The 23,773-nt window shown below is 64.2% G+C and carries 20 protein-coding genes; 7 read left to right on the top strand and 13 right to left on the bottom strand.

Annotation, left to right across the window (positions count from 1 at the left end; translation table 11 throughout):
• The first annotated feature begins 190 nt into the window (after positions 1–190).
• Both stpA and RM530_RS05580 read left to right on the top strand, forming a co-directional pair.
• Complete coding sequence (gene stpA, locus RM530_RS05585) at positions 191–1,480, top strand: glucosylglycerol 3-phosphatase (RefSeq protein ID WP_349256185.1); 1,290 nt, start codon at positions 191–193, stop codon at positions 1,478–1,480.
• Between the two features lie 22 nt (positions 1,481–1,502).
• Positions 1,503–2,174 carry a nitroreductase gene (locus RM530_RS05580; protein ID WP_311364226.1) on the top strand — a complete coding sequence of 224 codons (672 nt, stop codon included), beginning with the start codon at positions 1,503–1,505 and terminating at the stop codon, positions 2,172–2,174.
• Positions 2,175–2,554: 380 nt separating this feature from the next.
• On the opposite strand, the gene pmbA is transcribed toward RM530_RS05580, so the two are convergent.
• Genes pmbA through RM530_RS05565 form a run of 3 tightly spaced genes read right to left on the bottom strand, consistent with a single transcriptional unit; the run spans position 2,555 to position 5,822 of the window.
• Positions 2,555–3,904, bottom strand: coding sequence for a metalloprotease PmbA (gene pmbA / locus RM530_RS05575; RefSeq protein WP_311364225.1), 1,350 nt, complete (start codon positions 3,902–3,904; stop codon positions 2,555–2,557).
• Complete coding sequence (mpl, locus tag RM530_RS05570) at positions 3,901–5,253, bottom strand: UDP-N-acetylmuramate:L-alanyl-gamma-D-glutamyl-meso-diaminopimelate ligase (RefSeq protein ID WP_311364224.1); 1,353 nt, start codon at positions 5,251–5,253, stop codon at positions 3,901–3,903. Before mpl ends, pmbA begins: the two co-directional genes overlap by 4 nt.
• Positions 5,253–5,822 (bottom strand): hypothetical protein, encoded by a 570-nt coding sequence (locus tag RM530_RS05565; RefSeq protein ID WP_311364223.1) that lies wholly within the window; start codon positions 5,820–5,822, stop codon positions 5,253–5,255. The genes mpl and RM530_RS05565 overlap by 1 nt, the downstream gene beginning before the upstream one ends.
• 50 nt (positions 5,823–5,872) lie before the next feature.
• Between RM530_RS05565 and rnd the strand changes: the two genes are divergently transcribed.
• Positions 5,873–6,988: a ribonuclease D gene (rnd, locus tag RM530_RS05560; protein WP_311364222.1), complete on the top strand. Its 1,116-nt coding sequence runs from the start codon at positions 5,873–5,875 to the stop codon at positions 6,986–6,988.
• Positions 6,989–7,049: 61 nt separating this feature from the next.
• Here the strand turns inward: rnd and RM530_RS05555 are convergent, their stop codons facing one another.
• Positions 7,050–7,622: an adenylate kinase gene (locus RM530_RS05555; RefSeq protein WP_311364221.1), complete on the bottom strand. Its 573-nt coding sequence runs from the start codon at positions 7,620–7,622 to the stop codon at positions 7,050–7,052.
• Between the two features lie 226 nt (positions 7,623–7,848).
• On the opposite strand from RM530_RS05555, the gene ppa reads away from it, so the two are divergent.
• The 3 genes from ppa (at position 7,849) to RM530_RS05540 (ending at position 9,679) form a co-directional block, all read left to right on the top strand.
• Complete coding sequence (gene ppa / locus RM530_RS05550) at positions 7,849–8,379, top strand: inorganic diphosphatase (protein ID WP_311364220.1); 531 nt, start codon at positions 7,849–7,851, stop codon at positions 8,377–8,379.
• Between the two features lie 178 nt (positions 8,380–8,557).
• A complete protein-coding gene (locus RM530_RS05545) occupies positions 8,558–8,899 on the top strand; it encodes a DUF4870 family protein (RefSeq protein ID WP_311364219.1) in 342 nt (113 codons plus the stop codon).
• Positions 8,900–9,031: 132 nt separating this feature from the next.
• Entirely contained in the window at positions 9,032–9,679 is a 648-nt protein-coding gene (locus tag RM530_RS05540) for a Slp family lipoprotein (protein ID WP_311364218.1), read from the top strand.
• 23 nt (positions 9,680–9,702) lie between these two features.
• On the opposite strand, the gene RM530_RS05535 is transcribed toward RM530_RS05540, so the two are convergent.
• Positions 9,703–10,239, bottom strand: a complete 537-nt coding sequence (locus RM530_RS05535; RefSeq protein WP_311364217.1) for a P-loop nucleotide/nucleoside kinase family protein — start codon at positions 10,237–10,239, stop codon at positions 9,703–9,705.
• 263 nt (positions 10,240–10,502) lie between these two features.
• On the opposite strand from RM530_RS05535, the gene RM530_RS05530 reads away from it, so the two are divergent.
• On the top strand, positions 10,503–11,390 hold the full coding sequence (locus tag RM530_RS05530; protein WP_311364216.1) for an alpha/beta hydrolase: 888 nt from the start codon (positions 10,503–10,505) through the stop codon (positions 11,388–11,390).
• Here the strand turns inward: RM530_RS05530 and RM530_RS05525 are convergent.
• The 8 genes from RM530_RS05525 to RM530_RS05490 form a co-directional block, all read right to left on the bottom strand.
• Positions 11,380–12,306 (bottom strand): ROK family protein, encoded by a 927-nt coding sequence (locus RM530_RS05525; protein WP_311364215.1) that lies wholly within the window; start codon positions 12,304–12,306, stop codon positions 11,380–11,382. The genes RM530_RS05530 and RM530_RS05525 overlap by 11 nt on opposite strands.
• 245 nt (positions 12,307–12,551) lie before the next feature.
• On the bottom strand, positions 12,552–13,853 hold the full coding sequence (locus RM530_RS05520) for a restriction endonuclease subunit S (RefSeq protein WP_311364235.1): 1,302 nt from the start codon (positions 13,851–13,853) through the stop codon (positions 12,552–12,554).
• 23 nt (positions 13,854–13,876) lie between these two features.
• On the bottom strand, positions 13,877–15,334 hold the full coding sequence (locus RM530_RS05515; protein ID WP_311364214.1) for a class I SAM-dependent DNA methyltransferase: 1,458 nt from the start codon (positions 15,332–15,334) through the stop codon (positions 13,877–13,879).
• Between the two features lie 42 nt (positions 15,335–15,376).
• Positions 15,377–15,700: a type II toxin-antitoxin system RelE/ParE family toxin gene (locus RM530_RS05510; RefSeq protein ID WP_311364213.1), complete on the bottom strand. Its 324-nt coding sequence runs from the start codon at positions 15,698–15,700 to the stop codon at positions 15,377–15,379.
• Positions 15,697–15,987: a type II toxin-antitoxin system Phd/YefM family antitoxin gene (locus RM530_RS05505; RefSeq protein WP_311364212.1), complete on the bottom strand. Its 291-nt coding sequence runs from the start codon at positions 15,985–15,987 to the stop codon at positions 15,697–15,699. Before RM530_RS05505 ends, RM530_RS05510 begins: the two co-directional genes overlap by 4 nt.
• An 80-nt stretch (positions 15,988–16,067) precedes the next feature.
• Positions 16,068–19,535: a type I restriction-modification system endonuclease gene (hsdR, locus tag RM530_RS05500; protein ID WP_311364211.1), complete on the bottom strand. Its 3,468-nt coding sequence runs from the start codon at positions 19,533–19,535 to the stop codon at positions 16,068–16,070.
• A gap of 512 nt (positions 19,536–20,047) precedes the next feature.
• Positions 20,048–22,624 carry a TonB-dependent receptor gene (locus RM530_RS05495; protein ID WP_311364210.1) on the bottom strand — a complete coding sequence of 859 codons (2,577 nt, stop codon included), beginning with the start codon at positions 22,622–22,624 and terminating at the stop codon, positions 20,048–20,050.
• 243 nt (positions 22,625–22,867) lie between these two features.
• Positions 22,868–23,770 carry a LytTR family DNA-binding domain-containing protein gene (locus RM530_RS05490; protein ID WP_311364209.1) on the bottom strand — a complete coding sequence of 301 codons (903 nt, stop codon included), beginning with the start codon at positions 23,768–23,770 and terminating at the stop codon, positions 22,868–22,870.
• Positions 23,771–23,773: the final 3 nt, after the last annotated feature.

Raw genomic sequence — 23,773 nt, 5'->3', positions numbered from 1 at the left:
TAACCTGAATCACGCGCGGCGTGATACCGACCTACCCTCGCCCGCTTGCGAGAGAGGGAGCACCGCTCGCGGCATGGCCGTTAGATCAAAAGCAGGCTTTTGCCTTTCCTTGGCGTCTTCGCGTCTTTGCGCGAACCCAAATGCTTTTCATGATCTCAGGCACTGCCCGCCCAGCGTTACCATGTACGCCATGCGCCACAAGACCGAAGCCTATTCACTCGATCACGCCGGCCTGCTCGAATCGCTCGCCGCCACCGCAAACCTGCTGATCATCCAGGACCTCGACGGGGTCTGCATGAGCCTGGTGCGCGATCCGCTGACGCGTCGCATCGAGCGGCGCTATGTCGAGGCCACACAGACACTCGCCGGCCACTTCTATGTACTGACCAATGGCGAGCACATCGGCAAGCGCGGCGTCAACGGCATCGTCGAGCAGGCCTTCGACCCGCCCGAACATCCGCGTGAACAGGGTTTCTACCTGCCCGGCCTCGCCGCTGGCGGCGTGCAACTGCAGGACCGTTACGGCCATGTCTCGCATCCCGGCGTCAGCGAGGCCGAACTGGATTTCCTGCGCGCCGTGCCGCACAAGACCGAACAGTTCCTGCGGACCTTGCTGGGCAAGGCGCCCTACGCATTGCCGACCGACGAAATCGAGCCCCTGGTCGGCTCCTGCGTCCTCGACAACCTGGCCTCGCCAACCGCCAACATCAACGGCCTCTATCACCACTTTGCGGACAGACCGGGGCTCTATCGGCAGACACAGGAAGCCACCGCCGGTTTCATGAGCGAATTGCTGCTGCAGGCGACGGAGGCCGGGTTGCAGGATTCGTTCTTCGTGCACTACGCCCCCAACCTCGGGCGCGGCGATGATGGCCAGGAACGCGTCAAGTACAGCGACGGCGACGATGCCGGCACCACCGACTTCCAGTTCATGCTCAAGGGCGCGATCAAGGAAGTCGGCGTACTGGTAATCCTCAATCACTACTACCGGCAGCACACCGGTCGCTACCCGCTGGGCGAACACTTCAACGCCCGGGCGGCGCCCCGTGATCATGCCGCGCTGCTCAAGCTCGCACTGGATCACTTCGATCCGGCGTCCATGCCGCGCATCGTCGGCGTGGGCGATACCGTCAGCTCCCAGGCTCAGGTACTCACCGGACGGACCGAGCATTTGCGGGGCGGCAGCGATCGCGGTTTCCTCACGCTGGTCCAGCAATTGGGCGATCGCTTCGACACCGATAACAGCGTGATCTACATCGACAGCAGTTGCGGCGAAGTGCGCCGTCCGGGTATTGACGCCGCGCTGCTCCGCAATCGCGACACCGGTGCCGACCGGTTTCCGTGGCCGGCCCTGCAAGGCATCAGTGATCCGGAAGATCCCCTGAAGCTGGATATGATCTTTCCCGGTGGACACGCGCAGTACGTGGACTTCTTCTGCGAGCTGGCGCGGCGGCGCGGCCGGCTCGAAACGCTTGACTGATGAACATCCTGGAGCACCATCAATGAACGTCAGCGAAGCCGTCGACAGCCGGCGCAGCGTGCGCGCCTTTCTGGACCAGCCCGTGGACCTCGGAATCTTGCGCGAGGTGCTGGAGCGCGCCGCCCGCGCACCCTCCGGCGGCAACCTCCAGCCCTGGCGCCTGTACGTGCTCAGCGGCGATGCACTGTCACGCCTCAAGGACGCGATCCAGCTGCGGCTGAACACGCATCCGACACCGGACCTGCCGTTGGACTACGAGGTTTATCCCTCACCGCTCGGCGAGCCGTACCGCAGCGAGCGTTACGCCGTGGGCGAAGCGATGTACGCCGAACTCGGCATCGCACGCGAGGACAAGACCGCCCGTCTGCAACAGTTCGCCAACAACTACCGCTTCTTCGGCGCCCCGGTCGCCCTGTTCTGCTACGTCGATCGCGGCATGGGGCCGCCGCAATGGTCGGACCTGGGCATGTACCTGCAAACCGTGATGCTGTTGCTGCGCGAGCGCGGGCTCGACAGCTGCGCGCAGGAATGCTGGTCGGTCTATCACCGCGAAATCGCGGCGCAGCTCTCGCCGCCCAGGGAATGGATGCTGTTTTGCGGCATGGCGATCGGCCACGCCGACCCGGACGCGCCGGTCAATCGCCTGCGCGCGCGCCGACTGCCGCTCGATCAGTTCGTGCAGTGGCGGTCGTGAACGCCGCTACGGACTGAGGCGATCGGCACGCACGAACACCGTGCCGCCAGCGGAAGCATCATCGGTGGCGACCAGAATCCCGCCACCGTCTCCCGAAATCGCAAGCTCGTAGTCCGCGACATGACTTCGATCACGCCCAGGCGCTGGAAGTGCGCCCCACCGGCCTCGCTCAGGCTGAGCCGCTGGTCCGCAACCCCGATCAGGCTTGGATTGCTCGCATCGAAGTAGAAGCCTGATTGATACGCCAGCACCAGCGTGCCCGCACCGCGTGCGTAATCCGGGACGCCCGCCTGTGGTTGCCGGACGGCCGATTTGCCGCCGTCAGCCGACAGACTTCGGCGGTGTTCGGCTGAGGGTGACCGGCGGCTTCTGAAGGACCATCAGCCTCCGGCGATCGTCATCCTGTCGATCAATACGGACCCGGTCTGAATGCCGCCACGGGTATCGACATCGCTGCCGATCGCGGCGATGCCGGCAAACATGTCGAGCAGATTGCCGGCGATCGTGACTTCGCGGACCGGGAAGGCGATTTCGCCGTTCTCGACCCAGAATCCGGCGGCACCGCGCGAATAGTCGCCGGTGACGAGGTTCACGCCCTGTCCCATCAGCTCTGTCACGACGAAGCCTTCGCCCATGTCGCGCAGCAGGGCCTTGAAGTCCTGTTCGCCGGGATTCGCCAGCAGATTGTAGGTGCCGCCGGCGTTGCCGGTGGTCTGCAAGCCCAGGCGTCGTGCGGAGTAGCTGGACAGAAGCCAGCCCTGGATCACGCCGTTTTCGATCAGCACACGCTCACGCGTGGCGACGCCTTCCTGGTCGAAGGCGGCGCTGCTGGGACCGGCCTTGATGAACGGCCGCTGCGAGAGGTTCACGATCGGTGAGAACACCTGCTCGCCAAGCTTGTCGAGCAGGAAGCTGGTCTTGCGGTACAGGGCGCTGCCGGAAATACCGGATGTGAAATGCCCGAACAGGCCACGTGCCAGCTCCGGCACGAACAGCACCGGCGCCTCGCGCGTGGAGAGCGACTTGGCACCGAGCCGCGACACCGTGCGTTCGCCGGCGCGGCGCCCGATCGACTCGGCGCTGTCGAGCTTGTCAGGCACGCGGCCAGCGCTGTACCAGTAGTCGCGCTGCATCATGCCGTCGGCCTCGGCGATCACCGAACAACTCATCTGGTGGGACGTGCCTCGTCGTTCGCCGATGAAGCCATGGGTGTTGCCGTAGATCTGCACGGATTCGCGCGTATCGACGCCGGCACCCTCGCTGCGCGTGATGCGTGCGTCGACGGCGCGCGCGGCAGCTTCGCATTCGCTGGCAATCTCGATGGCCTGCTCCGGCGTGATGTCCCAGGGATGGAACAGATCCAGATCCGGAAATTCCGTGGCCATCAGTTCGGCATCGGCCAGCCCCGAATACGGGTCCTCTCCGGAGGCGCGCGCAATCGCCAGCGCGGCGTCGACCGTGGAAGCGAGGCCGGCGTCGGAAAAGTCGCTGGTGCTGGCCGAGCCGCTGCGCTGGCCGACATGCACCGTCAGAGACAGGTCGCGGTCACGCTGGAATTCCACCGATTCGACCTCGGCATTGCGCACGTTCACGGTCAGGGCGCGGCTCACCGACACGCCGGCGTCGGCGGCGGTGGCGCCGCCCTTGCGCGCCGCGTCCAGCACGGCGCCGAGGCGGCGTTCGAGTTCGGCGCGGTCCGGCAGGGCTTGGCGTTGGGGAAGTTGGCTCATGTCTGTCCTGAAGTCGAAAGGGCGTCCAGCAGCTTTTGATGCACACCACCGAAATCGCCGTTGCTCATGACGAGTATGCGGTCTGTCGGGCGCGCTTCGTGCACAACGGCCGCAACGAGTTGGTCCAGCGTAGCGGCCACATGCAGCTTGTCCGCCAGCGAGGCCAGCGCCGCCTGCGCGTTCCATTTCAGGTCCGGTCGGGCATAGACGAAACAGACGTCGGCCTGGCTCAGTGAATCGGAAAGTTCGGCCTGGTGCGAACCCAGACGCATGGTATTGGAGCGCGGCTCGAGCACGGCCAGCACCCGCCCGCCGGCTTGCCGGAGCAGGGCGTCGACCGTCACACGAATCGCCGTAGGGTGATGCGCAAAGTCGTCATAGACCTGCACCCCGCGAGCCTCGCCACGCAGTTCCAAGCGACGGCGGGTATTGCGGAAGCGGCTCAGCGCATCGGCGGCCTGGCGGGGCAACACGCCCAGGTGTGCGGCCGCGGCGATCGCCGCCAGCGCATTGCTGCGATTGTGCAGTCCGGCCATTGGTGTCGTCACCGCGCCATGATTCCGCTCGCCCTGGTGCAGCTCGAAACCACCGTCCGTCTCTGTCGCGTGCCATCCGGAATCGGCATCGAAGTATTCGGTCTCGCTCCAGCATCCCATCTCCAGCACCCGCGCGAGATTGGCGTCGGCGCCGTTGACGATCAGCCGCCCGCTGCGCGGCACCGTGCGGATCAGGTGGTGGAACTGGCGTTCGATGCTGGCGAGGTCCGGAAAGATGTCGGCGTGGTCGAATTCGAGATTGTTGAGCACGCAGGTGCGCGGACGGTAGTGCACGAACTTGCTGCGCTTGTCGAAGAACGCGGTGTCGTATTCGTCCGCTTCCACGACGAAGTATTTGCCGGCGCCGAGCCGCGCCGAAATGCCGAAGTTCATCGGCACCCCACCGATCAGAAAGCCCGGCTCCAGGCCCGCGTTGTCCAGCAGCCAGGCCAGCAGGCTGGATGTCGTGGTCTTGCCGTGGGTGCCGGCCACGGCCAGCACATGGCGGCCGGCCAGCACGTGTTCGGCCAGCCATTGCGGCCCGGAAACATATGGCAGCCCCTGATCGAGCACGTATTCGATCGCCGGATTGCCGCGCGTGATGACGTTGCCCACCACCACCACATCCGGAGCCGGTTGCAGATGCTCGGGCGCATAGCCCGACATCAGCTCGATGCCCTGTGCCTGGAGCTGGGTGGACATCGGTGGCCAGGCATTGGCATCCGATCCGGTCACGCGATGCCCGGCCTCGCGCGCCAGCGCCGCGATACCGGCCATGAAAGTGCCGCATATTCCGAGGATGTGAAGGTGCATCAGGGGCTGCTCGCCCCCAGTCCCAACATCTGCGCGACCGCGCCGAGCAGGCTGTACAACATGAATGTGCCGGCCAGCGTGATGCCCACGCCCATGAAGATTCCGATTTCCAGCGCGCAGCGGTAGATGTGCGCCGACACCGCCAGGTTCCACAGTGACAGCGCGAACAGCACCATCATCGGCGCTCCCGGCACCTGTCCCTGTTCCAGCATCTGCGGATTTTCGGAGAACTGGCGCAACACATCGGGACCGATCCAGAACAGCACCGGCAGCAGCAACAGCTTGAACACGATGTCCGTGCACAGCAGGCTGTTCACGGTCTGCTGTGCACGGCTGGTGAACCGCTTGAACTGCAGCACGAACTGAGTGAATGCAATCGTCACCAGCACCACTACCACCGATTCGACCACCGCCACGCCGGTGGGCATGGTGATGCTCAGCTGCAGGAAGTTGACGAACGCCGCGAACAGTGCAATCGGCAGACTCAGACCACGGGCGTAGACGAAGTCCTGGGGACCGGCCTTGAAGCGCATCAGTTGCGCCGTGATCCAGGCGACACGGGCTAGCATGGAGGTTATCGATCTCTGTCGTGGGTGCGAGAGGCGGTATTCTACCGTTCATGACCGTATCGATTGCCGTACCCACCCTGATCATCGACACCCCCGCCGCGCTCGAAAGTGCCATCGCCGTCTGGAAGACGCGCGACTGGCTGGCGGTGGATACCGAGTTCGTCCGCGAGGATACCTATCACGCCAGACTGTGTCTGGTGCAGATCGGTGATGGCGAAACCGCCGCCTGCATCGACACGCTGGCCGTGGACCTCGCGCCGCTGTGGCCGCTGCTGGCCGACGAGCGCATCGTCAAGGTGCTGCACTCCGCCAGTCAGGACTACGAAATCTTCGCCGAGCTTTCGGGCGACTGCCCACGACCGCTGTTCGATACCCAGGTGGCCGCGACGATCCTCGGCATCGGCGACCAGATCGGCTATGCCGGGCTGGTCAAGGCGATGCTGGACATCGAGGTCGACAAGAGTCTTTCGCGCACCAACTGGGCGAAGCGGCCGATCCCGCAGCCGGCGATCGAATACGCCGCTGACGATGTGCGTCATCTCGCGGTGATCTACCCGGAACTGCTGCGCCGCCTCGACAGCAGTGGCCGCATCGAATGGCTGGAAGCCGACTGCGCCGCCCTCACCGACCCGGCGATGTATCGCACCGAACCTGAGGACGCCTGGAAGCGCCTGCGCGGACTCGCCCGGCTGCCCCCGGTGGCGCAGCACCGCGCCGCCGCCCTGGCCGACTGGCGCGAGCGGCGCGCCGTCGAACGCAACCGCCCGAGACGCTGGATGCTGTCCGACGATGCGCTGTACGCGCTGGCGGTTCGCGCACCGGACAGCCTCGATGATCTGGCCGCGGTCGGCGATCTGCCGGCGACGACGCGCGAGCGCCACGGTGCCGTGTTGCTGGAGGTGCTGGCTGGCGCCACCCGCAGCGATCAGCCATTGGTCGCGGACGAACGCCCCGATGCGGCCTACAAGTCCGCGCTGCAGTCCCTGCAGGCGGTCGTGCGTGAACGCGCGCAGGTGCTGGCGGTGCCGCCCAGCCTGCTGGCGCGGCGCTCCGACCTGGAAGCCCTGCTGCATGCGGGGGAATCGGCGGATATCGCACCGCTGCGGGGCTGGCGCCGGGAACTGATCGGTGGTGCGCTGCTACAGGCCTTGTCGGCACCGCACTGAAAAAAAATGCCGGCGGGTCCGCAGGGAACCCACCGGCGTCAGCATGTGTGCGGGAACCGCCTCAGGCGCCCAGCGACTTGAGGATGCGCTCGAAAATCTCGTCGACCGTGCCGATTCCCTCGACCGCCACGACCTTGCCCTGCTGCCCATAGAAGTCCAGCAGCGGCGCGGTTTCGGCGTTGTAGACGTCGATGCGGTGACGAATCACCGCTTCCTTGTCGTCGGCGCGACCTTCCTTCTCGGCCCGGTCGAGCAGGCGACGCACGATCTCCTCGTCATCGACCTTGAGGTGCACGGCCTTGTCGACCGACGGCTGGCCGAGGTCCGCCAGCATCTCCGCCAGCGTGTCGGCCTGCGCCGCGTTTCGCGGAAAGCCGTCCAGAATGAAGCCCTTGCGCGCATCGGGTTCGCCCAGACGCGCCTTGACGATGCCGTTGACGATCGAATTGTCGACCAGCCGGCCCGCATCCATGGCGGCCTTGGCCTTGAGGCCCAGCTCCGTGCCGGCCTTGACGGCGGCGCGCAGCGCGTCGCCCGTGGAAATCTTTGGAATCCCGAAATGGTCCACCAGCTTCTCGCCCTGCGTGCCTTTTCCGGAGCCGGGCGCGCCCAGCAGTACGATGCGCATGCTCATGTTCTTCTAAGTCGTATGAATTTCGAGCGCCGATCCGGCGCGGACGGTCCAAGCAGACCGAATTTCGATGCCTCATCCAGCACAAAGGCAGGCTGAACGGTACCCGGAGCCACGGGACGGCGTCAATGCGGCCATTGGACCGCCGACGACTGATGCAGTGGTAGCGGCGGATTCAGTATCCTAGCCGGCCAAACACCAAAGCACGCACAGCATAGGGATCATCCGCATGGGATTCGAAGCACTCGGCCCGGGCAGCAAGGCGCCCGAAGAATTCAACGTTGTCATCGAGATCGCGGCCTACGGCCCGCCGGTCAAGTACGAAGTGGACAAGGAAACCGGCCTGCTGTCGGTCGACCGCTTCATGAACGTGGCGATGAGCTACCCGGCGAGCTACGGTTTCGTGCCCAAGACCCTGTACGACGATGGCGATCCGGTCGACGTGCTGGTGATGACCCCGCACCCGATCGTGCCCGGCAGCATCATCAAATGCCGCGCGGTCGCCGTACTGGACACCGAGGACGAAAGCGGCCTGGACGCCAAGATTCTGGCCGTGCCGACCGACAAGGTCTCCACCAACTACTACGCGGACATCAAGGATCTGGCCAACGTGCCGGCGCGCAAGCTCGATGAGATCAAGCACTTCTACGAGCGCTACAAGGATCTCGAATACGGCAAGTGGGTCAAGGTTTCGGGCTGGCGCGACGCGGCTGCGGCCAAGGCCGAGATCGTCAAGTCGATCGAGGCCTACAAGGGCTGAACGCGAGCATCGATCGCTTCACCGGACACCGATCCGGTCTTGCAAAGGCGGCCACGGGCCGCCTTTGTCTTGTGCACTGGTTATCAGCGCAGGCATTCGCAAAGCTTGACCTCGGCACGCCCGCATGCCGAACATTCGGCAGAGATCGGTTCCGATGAAAACCAAAGGGGATGGGGAAATGGAAGCAGTCAGCGAAACGGGGATTCCTGAAAACGAAAAGCAGGGCGTGATGATCGCCTACATCCTGCATGTGCTGGGCTCGTTCACCGGGCTCACGGCCATCGTCGGCATCATCATCAACCACATCCGGGTCAACGAAGTCACCAGCGAATTCGCGCGATCCCACCATCGCTGGATGATCCGGACCTTCTGGTGGAGCCTGGTGTGGGTGGTCATCGGCGGCATCACCACCCTGATCTTCGTCGGCTTCCTGATTCTGTTCGCGGTGACGATCTGGTGGATTTACCGCCTGGTCCGCGGAATCCTCAATTACCTTGACAACAAACCGATGCGGATCTGACCGGTCGGGGGGCTGTCAACGCGGGTCCCATGGTGACGTTGTAGTGGCTTGATGCAGGGAGACCCGGCGGCGCGGCACGACAAGCCGCCTTGAACCGCCGGACGCATAGCCGCTCAGACCATGAGGTCGAACATGTCGATGATCCAAACGCGCTTTTTCACCGTTCCGCTGATACTGACGCTGTGCGCCTGTGCGCCGCCCAAGGCCCTGCGCGGCGAGTATTCCGGCCTGACGCCGCAACAGGCGGTCTCCTCCGCGCCCGGCCAGCCCGTACGCTGGGGCGGCATGATCCTGTCGATGCAGAACGACAGCAGCGAGACCTGCTTCGAAGTTCTGAGCAAGCCACTGAATGCCAATGCGCGCCCCACTTCGCGCGATCAGGATCAGGGACGCTTCCTCGCGTGCTACCCGGGCTACCGTGACCCCAAGGTTTATGCGCCCGGTCGTGAAATCACCGTGGTGGGCAGCCTCAGTGGCGTCGAAACGCGCAAGGTCGGCGAATTCGAATACCCCTACCCGACCGTCGAAGTCGACGACATCCACCTCTGGGCCGAGCACAACGAAGTTCAATACGCCTACGATCCGTTCCCGTATCCGTACGCGTACTACGGCCCCACGGCGTACTACTACTATCCGGTCTACTACGTGCCGACGCCGCAGCCACCGGACACCGAAGAACCTGCGATGGCCGGCGTCAACGCGATGCGACCTTCCGGAGTGCGCACGAGCGTCGCCCCGGCCGTCAGCGGCGCACTGGGCCGGGTCGGCGTGCGGCGCTGATTCAGCGGGTTCGCCGGCACGACTCAAGCCTCGCGAAGACTGTCGAGTACCCGCTCGACGAGTGATTCCGTGGGCAGTCGTGCATCAAGTACCAACATGCCTTCGTCGGGTGGATCGAAGTGCGCAGCGACTTGGCGCACGACGCGCGGCTCCCGCCCGGCCCCGGCCCTGGGACCGAGGCGCCGCAAAGCCTCGACCAGAGCGCAGTCCAGCAGCACCAATCGAGACCGCAGGCCGAACGCCATGCCGAGCCCACGGAACTGCTGGCGCTGGCCGGCATCCGCAAAGCGCATTGCATCGACGATCACCGGCCGGCCTTGCTGCGCATAGGCGCGCAGCGCCGACCACAGGCCGGCCTGAGCCGCCGCGTTTTCGATCTCGCTGAATCCGCCGTCCGCAAACATCGCGGCACGAATCTCGTCCAGATTCAGGACCGGCCAGGCGCATCGCGCCGCGAGCGCGCGCGCCAGCGTGGTCTTGCCAGCACCCGGCAGACCCGCCAGCGCCAGCAGCGCCGGTTGCAACGGCAGCGCCTCATCCAAAACGGTATCCCCCTGCATCAGGTGCTCGCCAGCGCGGAATTGCAAATTCTTACATGAAGTTCAGCGCAACATGGTCAACAGATCGCGCCCGGGCGACGTTGCGCTTGATTGACGACCCGAGTCCATCGGGACTATCGGGACTATCGGGACTATCGGAAGTTTGCACCGGCAATACCGGTCGCGACGGGGAGATCATCGATGAAATCCGACTCAATGCTGCGCCACAGACTTTTAGCGCTCGGGTTGTTGTGCCTGCCATGACCGGCTGGCGACGAAACCACATGAGTGTCCGGCGCGGCCTGCTGCACGCGGCCGCCGCGATCCTGCTGGCAGCGGCCCTGCCCGCCTGTCACGCAAGGCCTGCGGCGGTGGCGGATTCGGCGAGCGCGGACACGCTCTTCGACCTAGCCTACGGCAGCGCCCCCGCGCAGCGGCTCGACGTCTATCGCCCGAAGGACGCGCGGCAGGCGCCGCTGATTCTCATGGTGCATGGCGGCGCCTGGCGCATCGGCGACAAGCGCAATCGCGCCGTGGTGGAAAACAAGCTGGCGCGCTGGCTGCCCAAAGGCTTCATCTTCGTCTCCGTCAACAACCGGCTGCTGCCGGACGCGGGTCCGCTGGAACAGGCCGCCGATGTGGCGCGCGCGCTCGCCTACGTGCAGCGCACGGCGCCGTCCTGGGGCGGTGATCCCGAGCGCATCGTCCTCATGGGTCATTCCGCGGGCGCGCACCTCGTCAGCCTGCTCAGCGCCAATCCGGACAAGGCCTACCGGCTCGGCGCCAAGCGCTGGCTCGGCAGCGTCGCGCTCGACAGCGCCGCCTACGACATGACCGCCATCATGCAAGCCGAGCACTACCGATTCTATGACCAGGCCTTTGGCGACGATCCGGCCTACTGGAAAGCCGCCTCGCCGCTACAGGTGCTGAACCGTGATGCGCTGCCGATACTCGCGGTCTGCTCGACCGAGCGCAAAGACCGGCCCTGCGATCAGGCCGGAGAATTCGTGCGGCAGGCCAGAACGCTCGGCGTGCGCGCCGAGCTGTCGCCGCAGCCGATGTCGCATCGCGAGATCAATCAGGACCTCGGACTCGCCAACGACGAAACCGAGACCGTCGAAGCCTTCATGGCCTCGCTCGACCCCGAGATCAGGCGCCGCCTCAGCCGCTGAGCGCAGCCGGCGGCCACAGCCAGGCGGCACCGCGCACCCCGCTGGCGTCGCCATATTTCGCGGGCAGCAAGCGTGTGTCCACGCGATCCGAAAACACCCAGGCCTTCCACAATCGCGGCACGTTCTGGTACAGACGCTGCACCCGCGACAGACCGCCGCCGAGCACGATCACATCGGGATCGAGCAGATTGATCACACTGGCCAGCGCGCGCGCCAGCCGATCCTCGTAGCGCTGCAGACTGGTCTCGGCCTGCTCATCGCCGGACGCGGACAGCGCGACGATATCTTCCCCGCGCAGCGCCACACCATGGATTCGGAGATGATCGTCCGCCAGTCCCGGGCCGGAACACCAACTCTCGATCGAACCGTAGCGTCCATCCCAACCGCGTGGCCCCGGCACCTCGCCCCAATCCGGACGCTGCCACGGCAGGGGGTTGTGTCCCCACTCCCCCGCGATTGCATTGGGGCCGGCCAGCAATCGCTGCCTGACGACAATGCCGCCGCCGACGCCGGTGCCGAGTATCGCCGCGAACACGCAAGCCGCGCCGGCGGCGGCTCCGTCCACGGCTTCGGACAAAGCGAGACAATCCGCATCATTGGCGATGCGCACCGGACGCGGCGCCAGCGCCCGCTGCAAATCCTCCAGCAAGGGCCGACCGTTGAGGCAGGTCGAATTGCAGTTTTTCATCAAACCGTCGACGCGCGAACGCGTGCCCGGCGTGCCGGCGCCGACCGGCAACTCATGCAGACCGACCTCGGCTTCCAACGTCCTCACCAGATCGCAAACCGCCTGTACGGTTCCCACGTAGTCACCACCCGGCGTCGCCTCCCGACGCCGCGCCAGCACGCGCGCGTCATCGGCCATGACCACGCCTTCGATCTTGGTACCGCCGAGGTCTATTCCTATTCTTTGCATCATTATTTTCAATAATTACAGAAATTTACTGACATTTCCAAGAACCTGCCCATACCCAAAGCAAGTGCCGCCCTCCAAACCGTCAAGGTATCGACAACGCGGTGAGCACCCACATGCCCTTACATCGGTTCCGGTGCGTTCCCGGCCAAGGGCTGCTGCAAGTGCTTCGCGTCGTGGGCCATTGGGTTGGTCCGGTAGGCGGCTTGAGTCTCGAACGGCTGCCAGCCTGGCGCGCGTCCGATCGTTCAGGCGCGGGCGCGACGCCGGCGCGGTGTGGCGGGCGACGCGGCGCGCTGCGCGGCGAGGCGCTTGAGCAGTTCGGCGGCGGGTTCGTCGTCCGGGTCCTGCGGCACCAGTTCGCCGCGGAAAGCCTTGGCCAGCAGCGCGGGGGTCAGTCGGTCAACGGCGGTTTGGGCCTTGGCGAGGCGGGCTTCGAGGCGGTCGGCGTAGGCGAAGAGGGTTTCGACTCGGCGGACGATTTCGGTTTGTTCGTCGTCGGGAGGAAGAAGAAGTGGGATCGAGTCCATCGACTTCCGAGTGAGCTTTGGTTGTGCCGATCCGGTGACATACGGTGATAGGTCAATCGCATTGATTGAATGAGCCAAAAAGTCCAAGCGTTCGGTCGATTTATGCGTCAGCACGTGAGCGTGATTGTTGACCCAGATCTGACCTGATGCACGATAGGCAATGGGCTTTGAGCGCGCTAAGAGGTTGGCCCCATCTTCGCCCACGAGGAGAAACTCGCCGGCGTGTGTGAATCCGTCGATTTTGTCGATTGCACCAGATGCGCCGTAGTAACGATACGACCCACGACGGCTTTGTCGTAACGACTCAGCAATCGGTACACGTAGGTTGTCTTGATTCAGAGCAGCCGCCGCAAGCGTTGAGCGCGACCAACCCGATGGCAACCCACTTTGTTGTTGGCATGGCAAATTTTTCACGCGCCAATCCTCGGTCAACTTGCCGGACGTTGCAGCAGCAAGGACGGATTGGCGGAAGCGTTTGAGCAGCGGGGCGACGCGGGCCAGGCGGTCGCGGCAGGCGTCCACACGGGCGAGCACGGTGTCGAGTTTGTCGGCGATGCGTTGCTGTTCACGAATTGGTGCAACTAAAAACCGGAGTTTGGCGGCGGCGCTTCCTGACAACTCCTTGAAAGTTGTGCCGGTGGCCATGGCTTCAGCGACCGGCTTCAAATGTTTCAGTTGGTAGAACGCAAACCTTGGCTCGATCTCGCTCGGAAAAACGAAGCTCTTAAAACCTTGGTTGGTAGTCGTTTGATCTGACGCTGCGATAGCGACGTACCCGACTGGCGCTCGACTACTGAACAATACCGTTCCCCTTGGCATCGGGCGAGCCGAGCATGTCGCAAGGCCCTTTTCGGAGAGGTCCCGTGCACCGCGCTCAATATATTGTTCTCGATGCCCGCTAAGGTCGGCAGGAGTTAGCCATGGAATTCCAACTCCCGATGGGTGAAAATTTGTCGGGTCCTTCGACGGCGGAGTTCCGCCCCCGACAACCTCAGATATGGAGCCAATAGGAACCGGCATCCATCCGATCGGTAGGGCTTCGCTCACGTCGCGTTGGCCTCGGTCAGGCTCGTAATTATCGCCTCCAATTCCGCCACCGCCCCATTCAACTCGTCCACCGCCTCCCGTGCCAACACCGCCGGTTCCGGCAAATCCGCTGCATCCTCCGCGTTCTCATCCCTGAGCCAGGCGATATCCAGACTATCGCCGCGCGCCGTGATCGCCTCACGGCTGAAGCAGCGAAAGCGCCCCGTTTCACCCTGATCTCTGCGCTGGCTGCGCCCCTTGGCATCCTCCCCAAACGCCGCCTCAAACTCCCGAAAATGCGTCCGCGTCAGCGGCGTGCGCTTGCCGAACTTGGGCGCATTCGCGCGCATGTCGTAGACCCAGACTTCCTTGGTGCTGCCGGTGGCGCCCTGCCCGATCTTCTCGAAAAACAGCACATTGGTCTTGACGCCCTGCGCGTAGAAGATGCCGGTGGGCAGCCGCAGCAGGGTGTGCAGGCGGCACTTGTTCATCAGGTCGCGCCTGATATCGGCGCCGACGCCGGCTTCGAACAGCACGTTGTCCGGCATCACCACGGCGGCGCGGCCGCCGTCCTTGAGGTGCCGCACGATGTGCTGCAGGAAGGCGAGCTGCTTGTTGCCGGTGGCGTAGGTGAGGTCGTCGCGGGTGGGGCCGCCGCCGCCCTTGGCGGTGCCAAAGGGCGGATTGCTGAGAATGATGTCGCTGCGCGGCAGGCCGCTGCCGGGGCTGCCGAGCGTGTTGCCGAGGTGCACTACGCCTTCGGCATCGCCTTCCATGCCGTGCAGCAGGCAGTTCATCAACGCCAGGCGGCGTGTACCGCTGACCAGTTCCATGCCGAGAAAGGCCTTGCCGCGCTGGAACTCAATCTGTGATTTCTTGAGGTCGTAGAGGTTGTTGGTGTGGGCCTTGATGTAGGCGTCCGCTGCGATCAAGAAGCCGGCCGTGCCTGCCGCCGGATCTTGCAGGGTTTCGCCGGCCTGCGGCTGGATCAGCGCAACGATGCTGTCGATCAAGGGGCGCGGCGTGAAGTACTGGCCGGCGCCGCTCTTGGTTTCGCTGGCATTCTTTTCCAGCAGGCCTTCGTAGAGATCGCCCAAACCATCCTTGGTCGCGCTGAACCAGTCGATGCCGTCCAGGCTCTTGATGAGCTGTTCGAGGTGGCGCGCTTCCTTGAGGCGGGTCTGCGCATCCGCGTAGATGGCGGCGATCAGCGGGTCCGTGCTCTGGCTGAGCTTGAGCAGGGTGCCGCGGTAATGGTTGAGCAGGTTGAGGCCGCTCATCGGCGCCAGCGTGGTCCAGCGCGCGTAGTCCGGCAGCTTGTGCTCGGCGAGGATGCCGCTGGCCTTGTTCTCGTGCTCCATCTTGATGAACAGCAGCAGCACCAGCTCGGTGACGTAGTCGCTGTAGTTGATGCCGTCGTCGCGCAGCACGTCGCAGAGGTTCCAGAGCTTCTGGACGATGTCGTTTTGGGTCATGGGGTCACGGCAGCAGCAAGGTGGGTTCGGAATCAGGGGGAATCAGGACAACAGACGCCGCTGAAGCAGCGTCTGCATGTCGCGTCGACCGTCGGCGACCAGCAGCACGACGACCGTGCCGTGGCTGAGCTGATAGATCATCCGGTAGGGCTTGTGATGGACCTGCCGGAATTGCTTGATGCCCAGGGCGACCAGCTCCGGCGTGTATTCGCCGCGCTCCGGGAAGTCGCCAAGCTTTTCCAGCACGCCCTGGATGCCATCGAGCAGGCGATCTGCACGAGCCCCGCCATCCTGCCGCCCGACGAAGTCGTGAATATCGGCCAGATCGTGCTCGGCACCGGCAGTCAGTACAACCGCAAACTTCACTTCGCCGTCCGATTCCTTGCCTTGGCGCGTCGCTTGATACCGGCGATGCCTTCCGCGAGCGGTACCACCTTGCCTTCAGCCAGTTCCTGCTGGCCCAGGGCGAGGACTTTGAGCAGGGCCAGCGTCTCCTGCGTCTGCTCATAGCTGTGGATGTCCTGCAGAACGGCCTTGGCCTCGCCGCTCTGGGTGATGACCATCGAGGGGCCGCTCTGGGCCAGGTCGCGCACGATTTCCGAGGCATGCGCCTTCAAATAGCTGATGGGCCTGATTTGCGTGGCCAGTTTCATGCTGTTCTCCGATGACCGATATTCGGCCTGATTGTAGGTCATGGCGCCCCCCCCTGCCTATGCGCCAGCCGGGTATCGGATCAGGCAACCGAGTGGTCCCAAAGATGGTCGGCCAGCCCGGTGAGGACCACGTCCAGCTGGTTCCCCAGCATCTTGTCGAGCCGCTTGGCGCCGCCGTCGTGGGCGAAGGCGCTGTTGATGTACGTGCGGTCGACGACGACCTCATGCGTGAGCTGGGCGGCGAGACGATCCAGCCATTTGCGCTGTACCGGCGTCCAGGCCACCAGGTTGTGGATGCGCTGCATGGCCTTGGCGACTCGCTGTTCGAAGGGCACCAGGGCTTCGCCGATGGCGGCCTGCCGAATGAAGCCGATGATGCTGGCGGCAATGGTCTGGTTGCTTTTGTTGCGCCACGCGGCCTGCAGCGTGGCCTCGCCGTAACCATGCGAGTCCAGCAGCAAACGGACCTCGCGCAGCTGCTCACGCGTGAGATCGCGCGGGCGGGTCACGATCACCGCGAGTGCTGCGGATTGGTTGACCTGTTGCCTCACGAAATGGGCGAAGCTCTCTAGGTAATCCTCGGGCTTTGAGTATGCCCCCCAGCTCTGCTCGCGGAGCGCGAGTTTGTCCTTGTGCCCGGAAAGAATAGGCCTGTGGCTACTGCCCATCAGGGCCTGCACGTCCACCAATTGCGCCAGCAGGCCGACACGCTGGTTGATGAAATCCGCCGCGTCTCGCGGCCCAAGCGTATGCAAATGCTGGTGCAGCTGTGCCGGTGGCACGCCCCATTGCTGTTCCAGGTCAGTCAAGCGTTGCCTGAGCCCGGGCTGCCTGCCCGCCATGTGCTCGGCGCTGCGCAGCACGCGCATCAGCTTCTGGTTGAGCTGGTTGAGCACGTCCTGCGCGTGGCTGCCGCCTTGCAGGGTACCGGGCGCGCTATAGCTGTCCGGGTTGTTCAACTCGTCGAGCAGCTGTTCCATGGTGATCTTGGGGTCTTTCACCAGCGGCTGCATGGTGTTGACGCTCTGCAGCGCGGCGTAGATCTCCACCGGATCGTAGATCTTGAACACGGTCTTGCCGATCTCGTCGCAGCGGCGGGTGGCACGGCCGATCATCTGCTCGTAGAGGATGCGCGAGCGCACACGGCGCATGAACACCAAATGGCAGATCGGCGGCACGTCGATGCCGGTGGTGAGCAGGTCCACGGTGATGGCGATGCTGGGATAACGCTCGTTCTTGTAACGGCGGATCAGTTGGCCGACCTTGTCGGAGGTGCCGGTGATCTTGCGCACGGCCGCTTCGTTGTACTGGTCGTCGTAAAGCGCCTTGAAGGCATCGTCGAGCAAGCGCTTGACCATGTCCGCGTGCGCATCGGTGGCACAGAAGATCAGTGTCTTCTCGTCGCTGAAGGGGTCCAGCTCCTTGGCGAGGGCCTCACAGATGACGCGGTTGAAGTCTTCATTGATGACGCGGCGGTTGAAGCTCTCCACCTGGAAATCGAGTTCGTCGTCCAGCACGTCGGTTTCTACCTTGCCGGTGGCCAGATTGAGCGCATGCACCTCTTCGCCCTTGTCGAAGTGAATGCCCTTTTGGCTGAGCAGGGTCTGGTAGCGGATCGGCGGCTCGTGGTCGATCAGCCAGTCGTCGGCGACCGCCTCGCGATAGGAATAGGTGAAGACCGGCTTGCCGAAGATTTCGCTGGTGTGACGCGCGGGCGTAGCGGTAAGCCCTACCCGCACGGCGTCGAAGTAATCGAGCACGCGACGGTAGGCGGACAGGTATTGAGCGGCATCGCGCACTGCCAGCTCGCCTTCGGTCATCTCCTGATCCAGCGCGTAGCCGCGATGGGCCTCGTCGACGATGATGCAATCGTAGGCATCGACCGGTGGTGGAGCGTCGCTGGCGAACAGGCGCCGCGCCATGGCCTGCACGGTGGCGACCTGCACGCGGGTTTCCGCTTGCGCCGCCATGTCGCCGAGTTCGGCGATGTTGTAGATCGCGGACAGCGGTTGGTTCTGTTCGAGCAAGGCTTCGTCGAAGGCATCCTGCGCCTGCGTGCCGAGCGCGTTGCGATCGACCAGGAACAGGATGCGGCGGAAGCGCTCGGCCTTGAGCAGCCGGTACATCAGGCCGATGACCGTGCGCGTCTTGCCGGTGCCGGTGGCCATGGCCAGCAGGCATTGCTGCTGTCCCTGCGCGAGCGCGGATTCGACCGCCGCGATGGCCTTGTTCTGATAGTCACGCAGACGCAGGTAGTCGAAGCTTTCCGCCTTCAATGTCTGCTCGGCCTGCTCGCGGTCGCGGCTGAGTTGGTCGAGCAGGCCTTGCGGCGAATGAAAGCTCGGCAGGGAACGCGCGATGTTGGACGGCGCGCGCGCGTCCCTGAACCAGGTGCCGCTGAGCTCGGCCAATTGCTTCACCTGCGGCCTGCCGTTGCTGGAATAGACGAACGGCAGCTCGAAGTGTCCGCCCTGCCCATCCGGCCAGGGGCCTTTGTGACCGGCCAGCGCCCAGGCCGGCAGGCTGCCCCCAGGCTGGACGAAGCCGCGCGCATAACGCTCGGCCTGCGGAATCTTGCCAGGCACGTTGACGTTCTGGCGCTTGGCTTCGACGGCGGCCAAGGGCGTCATACCCGCGAACAGCAGGTAGTCGGCCGCCTGCTTTCCGGGTGAGGGCCATTCGGCAATTGCCTGGTTCTTGCCGCGCTCGGGCCGCGCACCGCGTGAATAGCTGAGCTGCACGGTGTCAGCCTCCCAGCCCGCATCGATCAGTTGCAGGTCGATCAGCAGGCGGGTGGCCGCCTCGTCTATCTGCACCTTTTGCGCCGCCTGGCTGGCGCGCTTGGCGAACTTGCCGATGCTCTGCGGGCTTTCCTTGATTTGCTCCTCGTTCAAGCGCGCGTCGAACTGCTTTTGCAGTTCAGCGGTGCGCTGCACCGCTTCTTCCGCCAGCTGCTGATAGATGGCGCTCTCATCCTGCGCGCGGCGGGCCATGTCGCGTTCCTGCGCGGCCTGGGCCTCCTGCAGCCGGGCCAGTTCCGCCTGAACCGAACCAGCCTTCTGAGCGTCCTGCAATTCGGCACTGAGTTGCTGAATCTGCTGCTGGAGCAGGGCCAGCTGCTGGCTCGGGTTGTCCGGAAGGACGAACGGTCCCGGCTTGAACTTGGGGTTCTTGCCGAAACTGCGGTGGAACCAGACTGCGATCTCGCGCGCTACTTTCAGCGCATCCAGACCCTCGCGGTAGCCAATGCCGTGATTCAGCTCATGCGCGGCGGCATTGCCGGTTCGGCGCAGCAGATGAAACAGCTGGCGTACCTGCGCGTCCATGCCGAGACGGACTTCCACGGCGCGAAGCAACTCGGCCTGAGTCGGCTGCACCAGGGTGATGCCGATACGGGCGGCGATATCCTGCGTGATCGATTCGGCCAGCAGCCGCAGCTTGACGATGCAGCTGGCCGGATCGAACGGGAACACGCGCTCTGCTGTTGCGCCGAGGTCGGCCAGCAACGGGGAATGCTCCGCAAGAAACTCGAAGTTGCCTTGTGCCATCCCTTCCCCGAGGACCGCATCCGATCTTTGGCCCCGTGAATTCACAACTGCCGGAAAGACCGCGTGAATGATCAGTTCACTGAACTTCCCAGACTGCCCTCTCACGAGTATCGCCGGTCCGAAGGGCCGCGGCTACGTTTCTACCGCAGCCGATGACTCACCAAGCGCTTCGAGCAGGCGTTCACGAACGGTCCTGAAGTGACCTGAGTTCGCTTTCGACGTTCGCCATGAAGCACCCGCTCGGTCGCATCCCCAGACGTGGGGGCACTCGTTGGTCTGACGGTCGGCCGCTAACTTCGGACTCCCCACTGTCGACAAACGCGATGGGAGCGTAGAGAAAGTACCGCAGGCCTGACTTAAGTTCGAGCGCACGTCAGTGAACGATAACAACTTTCCGTTAACTAACGACCAGATCCAGGTAAGCCTGGAACTCGTAGAGGCAGCCCCGGATCTGGCCGCGCCCATTCGCGATCAGCGTCTGGGTGCGCAGCCGGCTGGCGACCACGCGCTGATCAGTACCGAATCTCCATCGCCGCATACAGCTGCCGCCCCGCCGCCTGCTGGGCGAAATAGGTGCCGGGGAAAAACGAGGCATCGGTGACCTGGTTGAGTACGCGCTTGTCGGTGATGTTGTTGCAGCCCAGCGTAACGGCCCAGGATCGCGCTTCGTTCGAGAGCGAGAATCGGGCGGAATACTTGGTGTTGCCGCCGACGCGTGTTTCCGGGTCCAGATCGGTGTCGGTGTATTGCTCACCTTGGTAGACGACGTCGGCAGCGAGCCGGCCGACCAACCCGAACAGCGGGAAATCGAGCGTCGGCGTGAAGGTGCCCGAGGCTTCGGGGGCGAAGGCGATGCGCTCGCCGCTGAGGTCCTGTTCGGCGCCGATCTGGATGTTGCCGTCCGCGTCGCGAATCGGGGCTGGCGCGTCCATGTAGTCGTCGTAGCTTGCGTCGAGCAAGCCGAACGAACCGGTCAGCGTCAATGGCGACCAGGGCGTCAGCCACTGGAAATCAGCCTCCAGCCCCCGCGAGGTGGCGGAGGCGGCATTGCTGACGTCGAAGAACAGGCCGTTGAAGGCGAGCACCTGAAGATCGTCGAATTCGGTCTGATAGATCGTGGCGTTGAAGCGCAGGGTGCGGCTGAACAACTCGGCCTTGATGCCGAGTTCGTAGGTCACGGCCTTCTCGGGGTCGAACTCCAGGTCTTCGCCGGTGTAGGACAGCGAATTGAATCCGCCACTCTTGTAGCCGCGCGCATAGGAGGCGTAGAGGTTGACGCCGGAATCGCCGAAGTATTGCAGAACGAACTTGGGCGATACGTCGGTCTCTTCGCGATTCAGCCCCGCTTGTTCGTAGTCGTTGGCGCCCAGCAGCAGAGGCATGATGCAAATGCCCAGCGCGGCGGTCCGGCAGTGCTGGCTGCCGTGGGAATCGACCTTCTTCTCCTCGCGGTTGAAGCGGATGCCGGGCGTGATCGCCCAGTGGTCGCTGAGGTACCAGCTCATCTGCCCAAACAGCGCCGTCGATGTCACATCCTGATCGTAGTCGAACTGGAAGTAGTCTTCGCCGATGACCGGCGCGAGGATGTCGCCGAGTATCGGCAGACCCGGCAGACCGATGGTGCCCAGCACGCCACCGGCACCGCCAGCGCCGGTGATCAACTGCAGCGCGTCGGGCGTGATCGCGTAAGACCCCAGATCGGCGCCGGCAATGATCCGCGCCAGCAGTGTGTACTTGGACTGGTAGTAGTAGGCTCCGCCGACGAAATCCACCGCCTGGCCGAGCCCGAACAGGCTGTCGGCCTGCGCCGAGAATCGAAGTTCGGCCGTGAACTGCTCGTGGTCTTCGTGGCTGTCGAGGCGCGAGATGTCCGCCGGTGATACGTCGAGTTCGTTGAGCTGATCGATATTGAACCTGGACCCGCCGAGCACCAGCACCAGCGCGCTGTCGTGCAAACCACCGAGGTCGCCGATATCCCATTTGGTGTTGAGGCCGACGCTTTCGGAACCCTTTTCGATGTAGCCCTCGGTGTCGAAGGAGGTCTTGAAGTCGTAGGGATCGTCTTCGATGCCCTCGTCGAAACTTTCAAGATAGTTTCGCGTGTCATCGTCCAGGCGATGGATCTGGAACGGCCAGAACGGCGCTTCGGTATCCGATGCCTGCACCAGCAGCTCGGTGGTGATCGTGGATGTCGGATAGAAACCCAGCTTCAGGCGTGCTGCCTTCTGTGTCAGCGATTGTTCGTCGCGATCCAGGAAATTGTTGTAAAGCTCGCCATCGGTGGTGCGATAGAGTGCGGAAATTCGCGCCGCGCCCCAGTCACCCAGCGGTCCGCCGATACCGCCCTCGACACGATGGGCGTTGTTTTCGCCGTAGGTATAGCGGGCGTCGCCTTCCAGCAGATCGGTCGCGCTGCGGGTGGTCACATTGAACACGCCGGCAATCGAGTTCTTGCCGAACAGGGTGCCCTGCGGGCCACGCAGGACTTCCACACGCTCGACGTCGAACAGCGATTCGGTGAAGTAGCCGGGGCGGCCGTAATAGATTTCGTCCTGCACCAGCGCCACCGAGCTTTCGAAACTGGGGTTGAAGGCATTGGTGCCGAATCCGCGAATGAAGATCTGCGGTGAGCCGAGATCATCGGCGTCGACGCGCACGTTCGGGACGTAGTTGGAGACCTCGGCCAGATCGGCGGCGTTGATGTCTTTGATGAAGTCACCGTCCATCGCGGTGACCGACAGCGGAACGTCCTGCAGGGACTGCTGGCGCTTCTGCGCGGTGACGACGATTTCCTCAAGCTGGGCGGTGGCCGGTTTCGGCTTGGCTTGTGGCGCCGCTGGCTCCTCCGATTCGACCGGGATCGTCTCGATATCGTCGAACTGGGCGCCCGACTCCGCGCCCATGTACGGCGCGGGTGCCGCATCCGCTTCCGGAATGATCTCAGGGCTGCTGTCGGTCTGCACTTCGGGCGCGGGCTCGGATTCGAACAGAAAATCCAGGCCGTCGTCGGACGCGGCCTGTTGCGCACCCGCTGCCGTCGCAGCCAGCAGCAACAGTGCGCTAGTCGTGCCGATAAAAACCTGCTTCATCGCCTGTTCCCTGTACTCGTCCGATCTGATGCCGGCGCATGCCATACCGTCTCGTGCCATCCCTGTCCGACGCCAGTCGCAGCAGATGGCCGGCGCTACCCGGTCGACTTGCCGCCAGTCTCGACTTGCATCTCAGGATCGCCCCCAGGATATCGAGCATCCGTGGCGCGGCGCTTGCGGTCCATGACCTTTGGCGCCAGCGCCCGCAGGTGCACATCAATCACTCCGCGCTCAGGTGCCGGCTCAGACCGCGGCCGAGGCCCGCAGCGCCGCACGGTAGCGTCGACTGCATGGCAGCTGCGTACCATCCAGAAGAAACAGGCGCGCGTCTCCCGTATCCAGCGGCTCGATCGACGCGACCTGTGCAAGGTTCACGATATAGCTGCGGTGTACGCGCACGAAGCGTTGCGGATCAAGGCGATCCTCAATGGAGGCCATGGTTGCGCGCAGCGGATAGTGCCGCCCACTCACGTAGAGGTTCACGTAGTTGCCGGAGGCCTCGATCCATTCGACATCGGCCACCGCCACCAGGAACTCCTTGCCGAACTTGCGAACCAGGAAGCGTTGCGGGCGCTCGACCGCTTCGGCCGGCGCACCGACCTCCGGCGCCGCCAGCAGACGCGCCTCGCCTTGCAATCGCAACAGCATCAGGTGATAGAAGTAGATCGCCGCCAGTACCGAAAAATAGCTGCGCGCATCCTTGAGGTATTCGTAGAACAGGCCGCGGCCCCAATTTCCGAAGTCGTAGTGCGCACCCGCCACACGGTACGCGGCGTGCCGCAGCGCCACCATCGCGCAGACATGAATCAGGCAGTACGGCAGCGTCGCGATCAGGTGCGTGCCGAGCGAGCGGCGCAGACGACCCCAGACCAAGGGGTGGCGTGCATTCACCGCCAGCACCAGCGGCAGCAAGGCCAGCAGCACCAGATTACTGGACAGTTCCCAGACCCAGGGTTCCCACGGCGCGATGCGATCGCCCAGCCCGGACCGGCCGACATCGATGTTGACGATGATCGCGTTGCTGACGGCGGACCCCAGATAGATCAGCACCACCGCGATGCGTTCGTAGATGGCGCGGCGCGCGAGGTAGCGTCGCAGCAGATCATGGGAGTCGGACACGGGCGCCGGCAGGAAGGGAACGGTCATTGC

The sequence above is a fragment of the Banduia mediterranea genome (assembly GCF_031846245.1).
In the GTDB taxonomy this organism is placed as follows: domain Bacteria; phylum Pseudomonadota; class Gammaproteobacteria; order Nevskiales; family Nevskiaceae; genus Banduia; species Banduia mediterranea.
The sequence above is the reverse complement of the archived record's forward strand: the minus strand, read 5'-3'. Positions and strand labels throughout refer to the sequence as shown.

Excerpts from the sequence above, each read along its gene's own strand:
- stpA (WP_349256185.1), top strand. The coding sequence starts at position 191 with ATGCGCCACAAGACCGAAGCCTATTCACTCGATCACGCCGGCCTGCTC.
- RM530_RS05580 (WP_311364226.1), top strand. The coding sequence starts at position 1,503 with ATGAACGTCAGCGAAGCCGTCGACAGCCGGCGCAGCGTGCGCGCCTTT.
- pmbA (WP_311364225.1), bottom strand. The coding sequence starts at position 3,904 with ATGAGCCAACTTCCCCAACGCCAAGCCCTGCCGGACCGCGCCGAACTC.
- mpl (WP_311364224.1), bottom strand. The coding sequence starts at position 5,253 with ATGCACCTTCACATCCTCGGAATATGCGGCACTTTCATGGCCGGTATC.
- RM530_RS05565 (WP_311364223.1), bottom strand. The coding sequence starts at position 5,822 with ATGCTAGCCCGTGTCGCCTGGATCACGGCGCAACTGATGCGCTTCAAG.
- rnd (WP_311364222.1), top strand. The coding sequence starts at position 5,873 with ATGACCGTATCGATTGCCGTACCCACCCTGATCATCGACACCCCCGCC.
- RM530_RS05555 (WP_311364221.1), bottom strand. The coding sequence starts at position 7,622 with ATGAGCATGCGCATCGTACTGCTGGGCGCGCCCGGCTCCGGAAAAGGC.
- ppa (WP_311364220.1), top strand. The coding sequence starts at position 7,849 with ATGGGATTCGAAGCACTCGGCCCGGGCAGCAAGGCGCCCGAAGAATTC.
- RM530_RS05545 (WP_311364219.1), top strand. The coding sequence starts at position 8,558 with ATGGAAGCAGTCAGCGAAACGGGGATTCCTGAAAACGAAAAGCAGGGC.
- RM530_RS05540 (WP_311364218.1), top strand. The coding sequence starts at position 9,032 with ATGTCGATGATCCAAACGCGCTTTTTCACCGTTCCGCTGATACTGACG.
- RM530_RS05535 (WP_311364217.1), bottom strand. The coding sequence starts at position 10,239 with ATGCAGGGGGATACCGTTTTGGATGAGGCGCTGCCGTTGCAACCGGCG.
- RM530_RS05530 (WP_311364216.1), top strand. The coding sequence starts at position 10,503 with ATGAGTGTCCGGCGCGGCCTGCTGCACGCGGCCGCCGCGATCCTGCTG.
- RM530_RS05525 (WP_311364215.1), bottom strand. The coding sequence starts at position 12,306 with ATGCAAAGAATAGGAATAGACCTCGGCGGTACCAAGATCGAAGGCGTG.
- RM530_RS05520 (WP_311364235.1), bottom strand. The coding sequence starts at position 13,853 with ATGCCGGTTCCTATTGGCTCCATATCTGAGGTTGTCGGGGGCGGAACT.
- RM530_RS05515 (WP_311364214.1), bottom strand. The coding sequence starts at position 15,334 with ATGACCCAAAACGACATCGTCCAGAAGCTCTGGAACCTCTGCGACGTG.
- RM530_RS05505 (WP_311364212.1), bottom strand. The coding sequence starts at position 15,987 with ATGAAACTGGCCACGCAAATCAGGCCCATCAGCTATTTGAAGGCGCAT.
- hsdR (WP_311364211.1), bottom strand. The coding sequence starts at position 19,535 with ATGGCACAAGGCAACTTCGAGTTTCTTGCGGAGCATTCCCCGTTGCTG.
- RM530_RS05495 (WP_311364210.1), bottom strand. The coding sequence starts at position 22,624 with ATGAAGCAGGTTTTTATCGGCACGACTAGCGCACTGTTGCTGCTGGCT.
- RM530_RS05490 (WP_311364209.1), bottom strand. The coding sequence starts at position 23,770 with ATGACCGTTCCCTTCCTGCCGGCGCCCGTGTCCGACTCCCATGATCTG.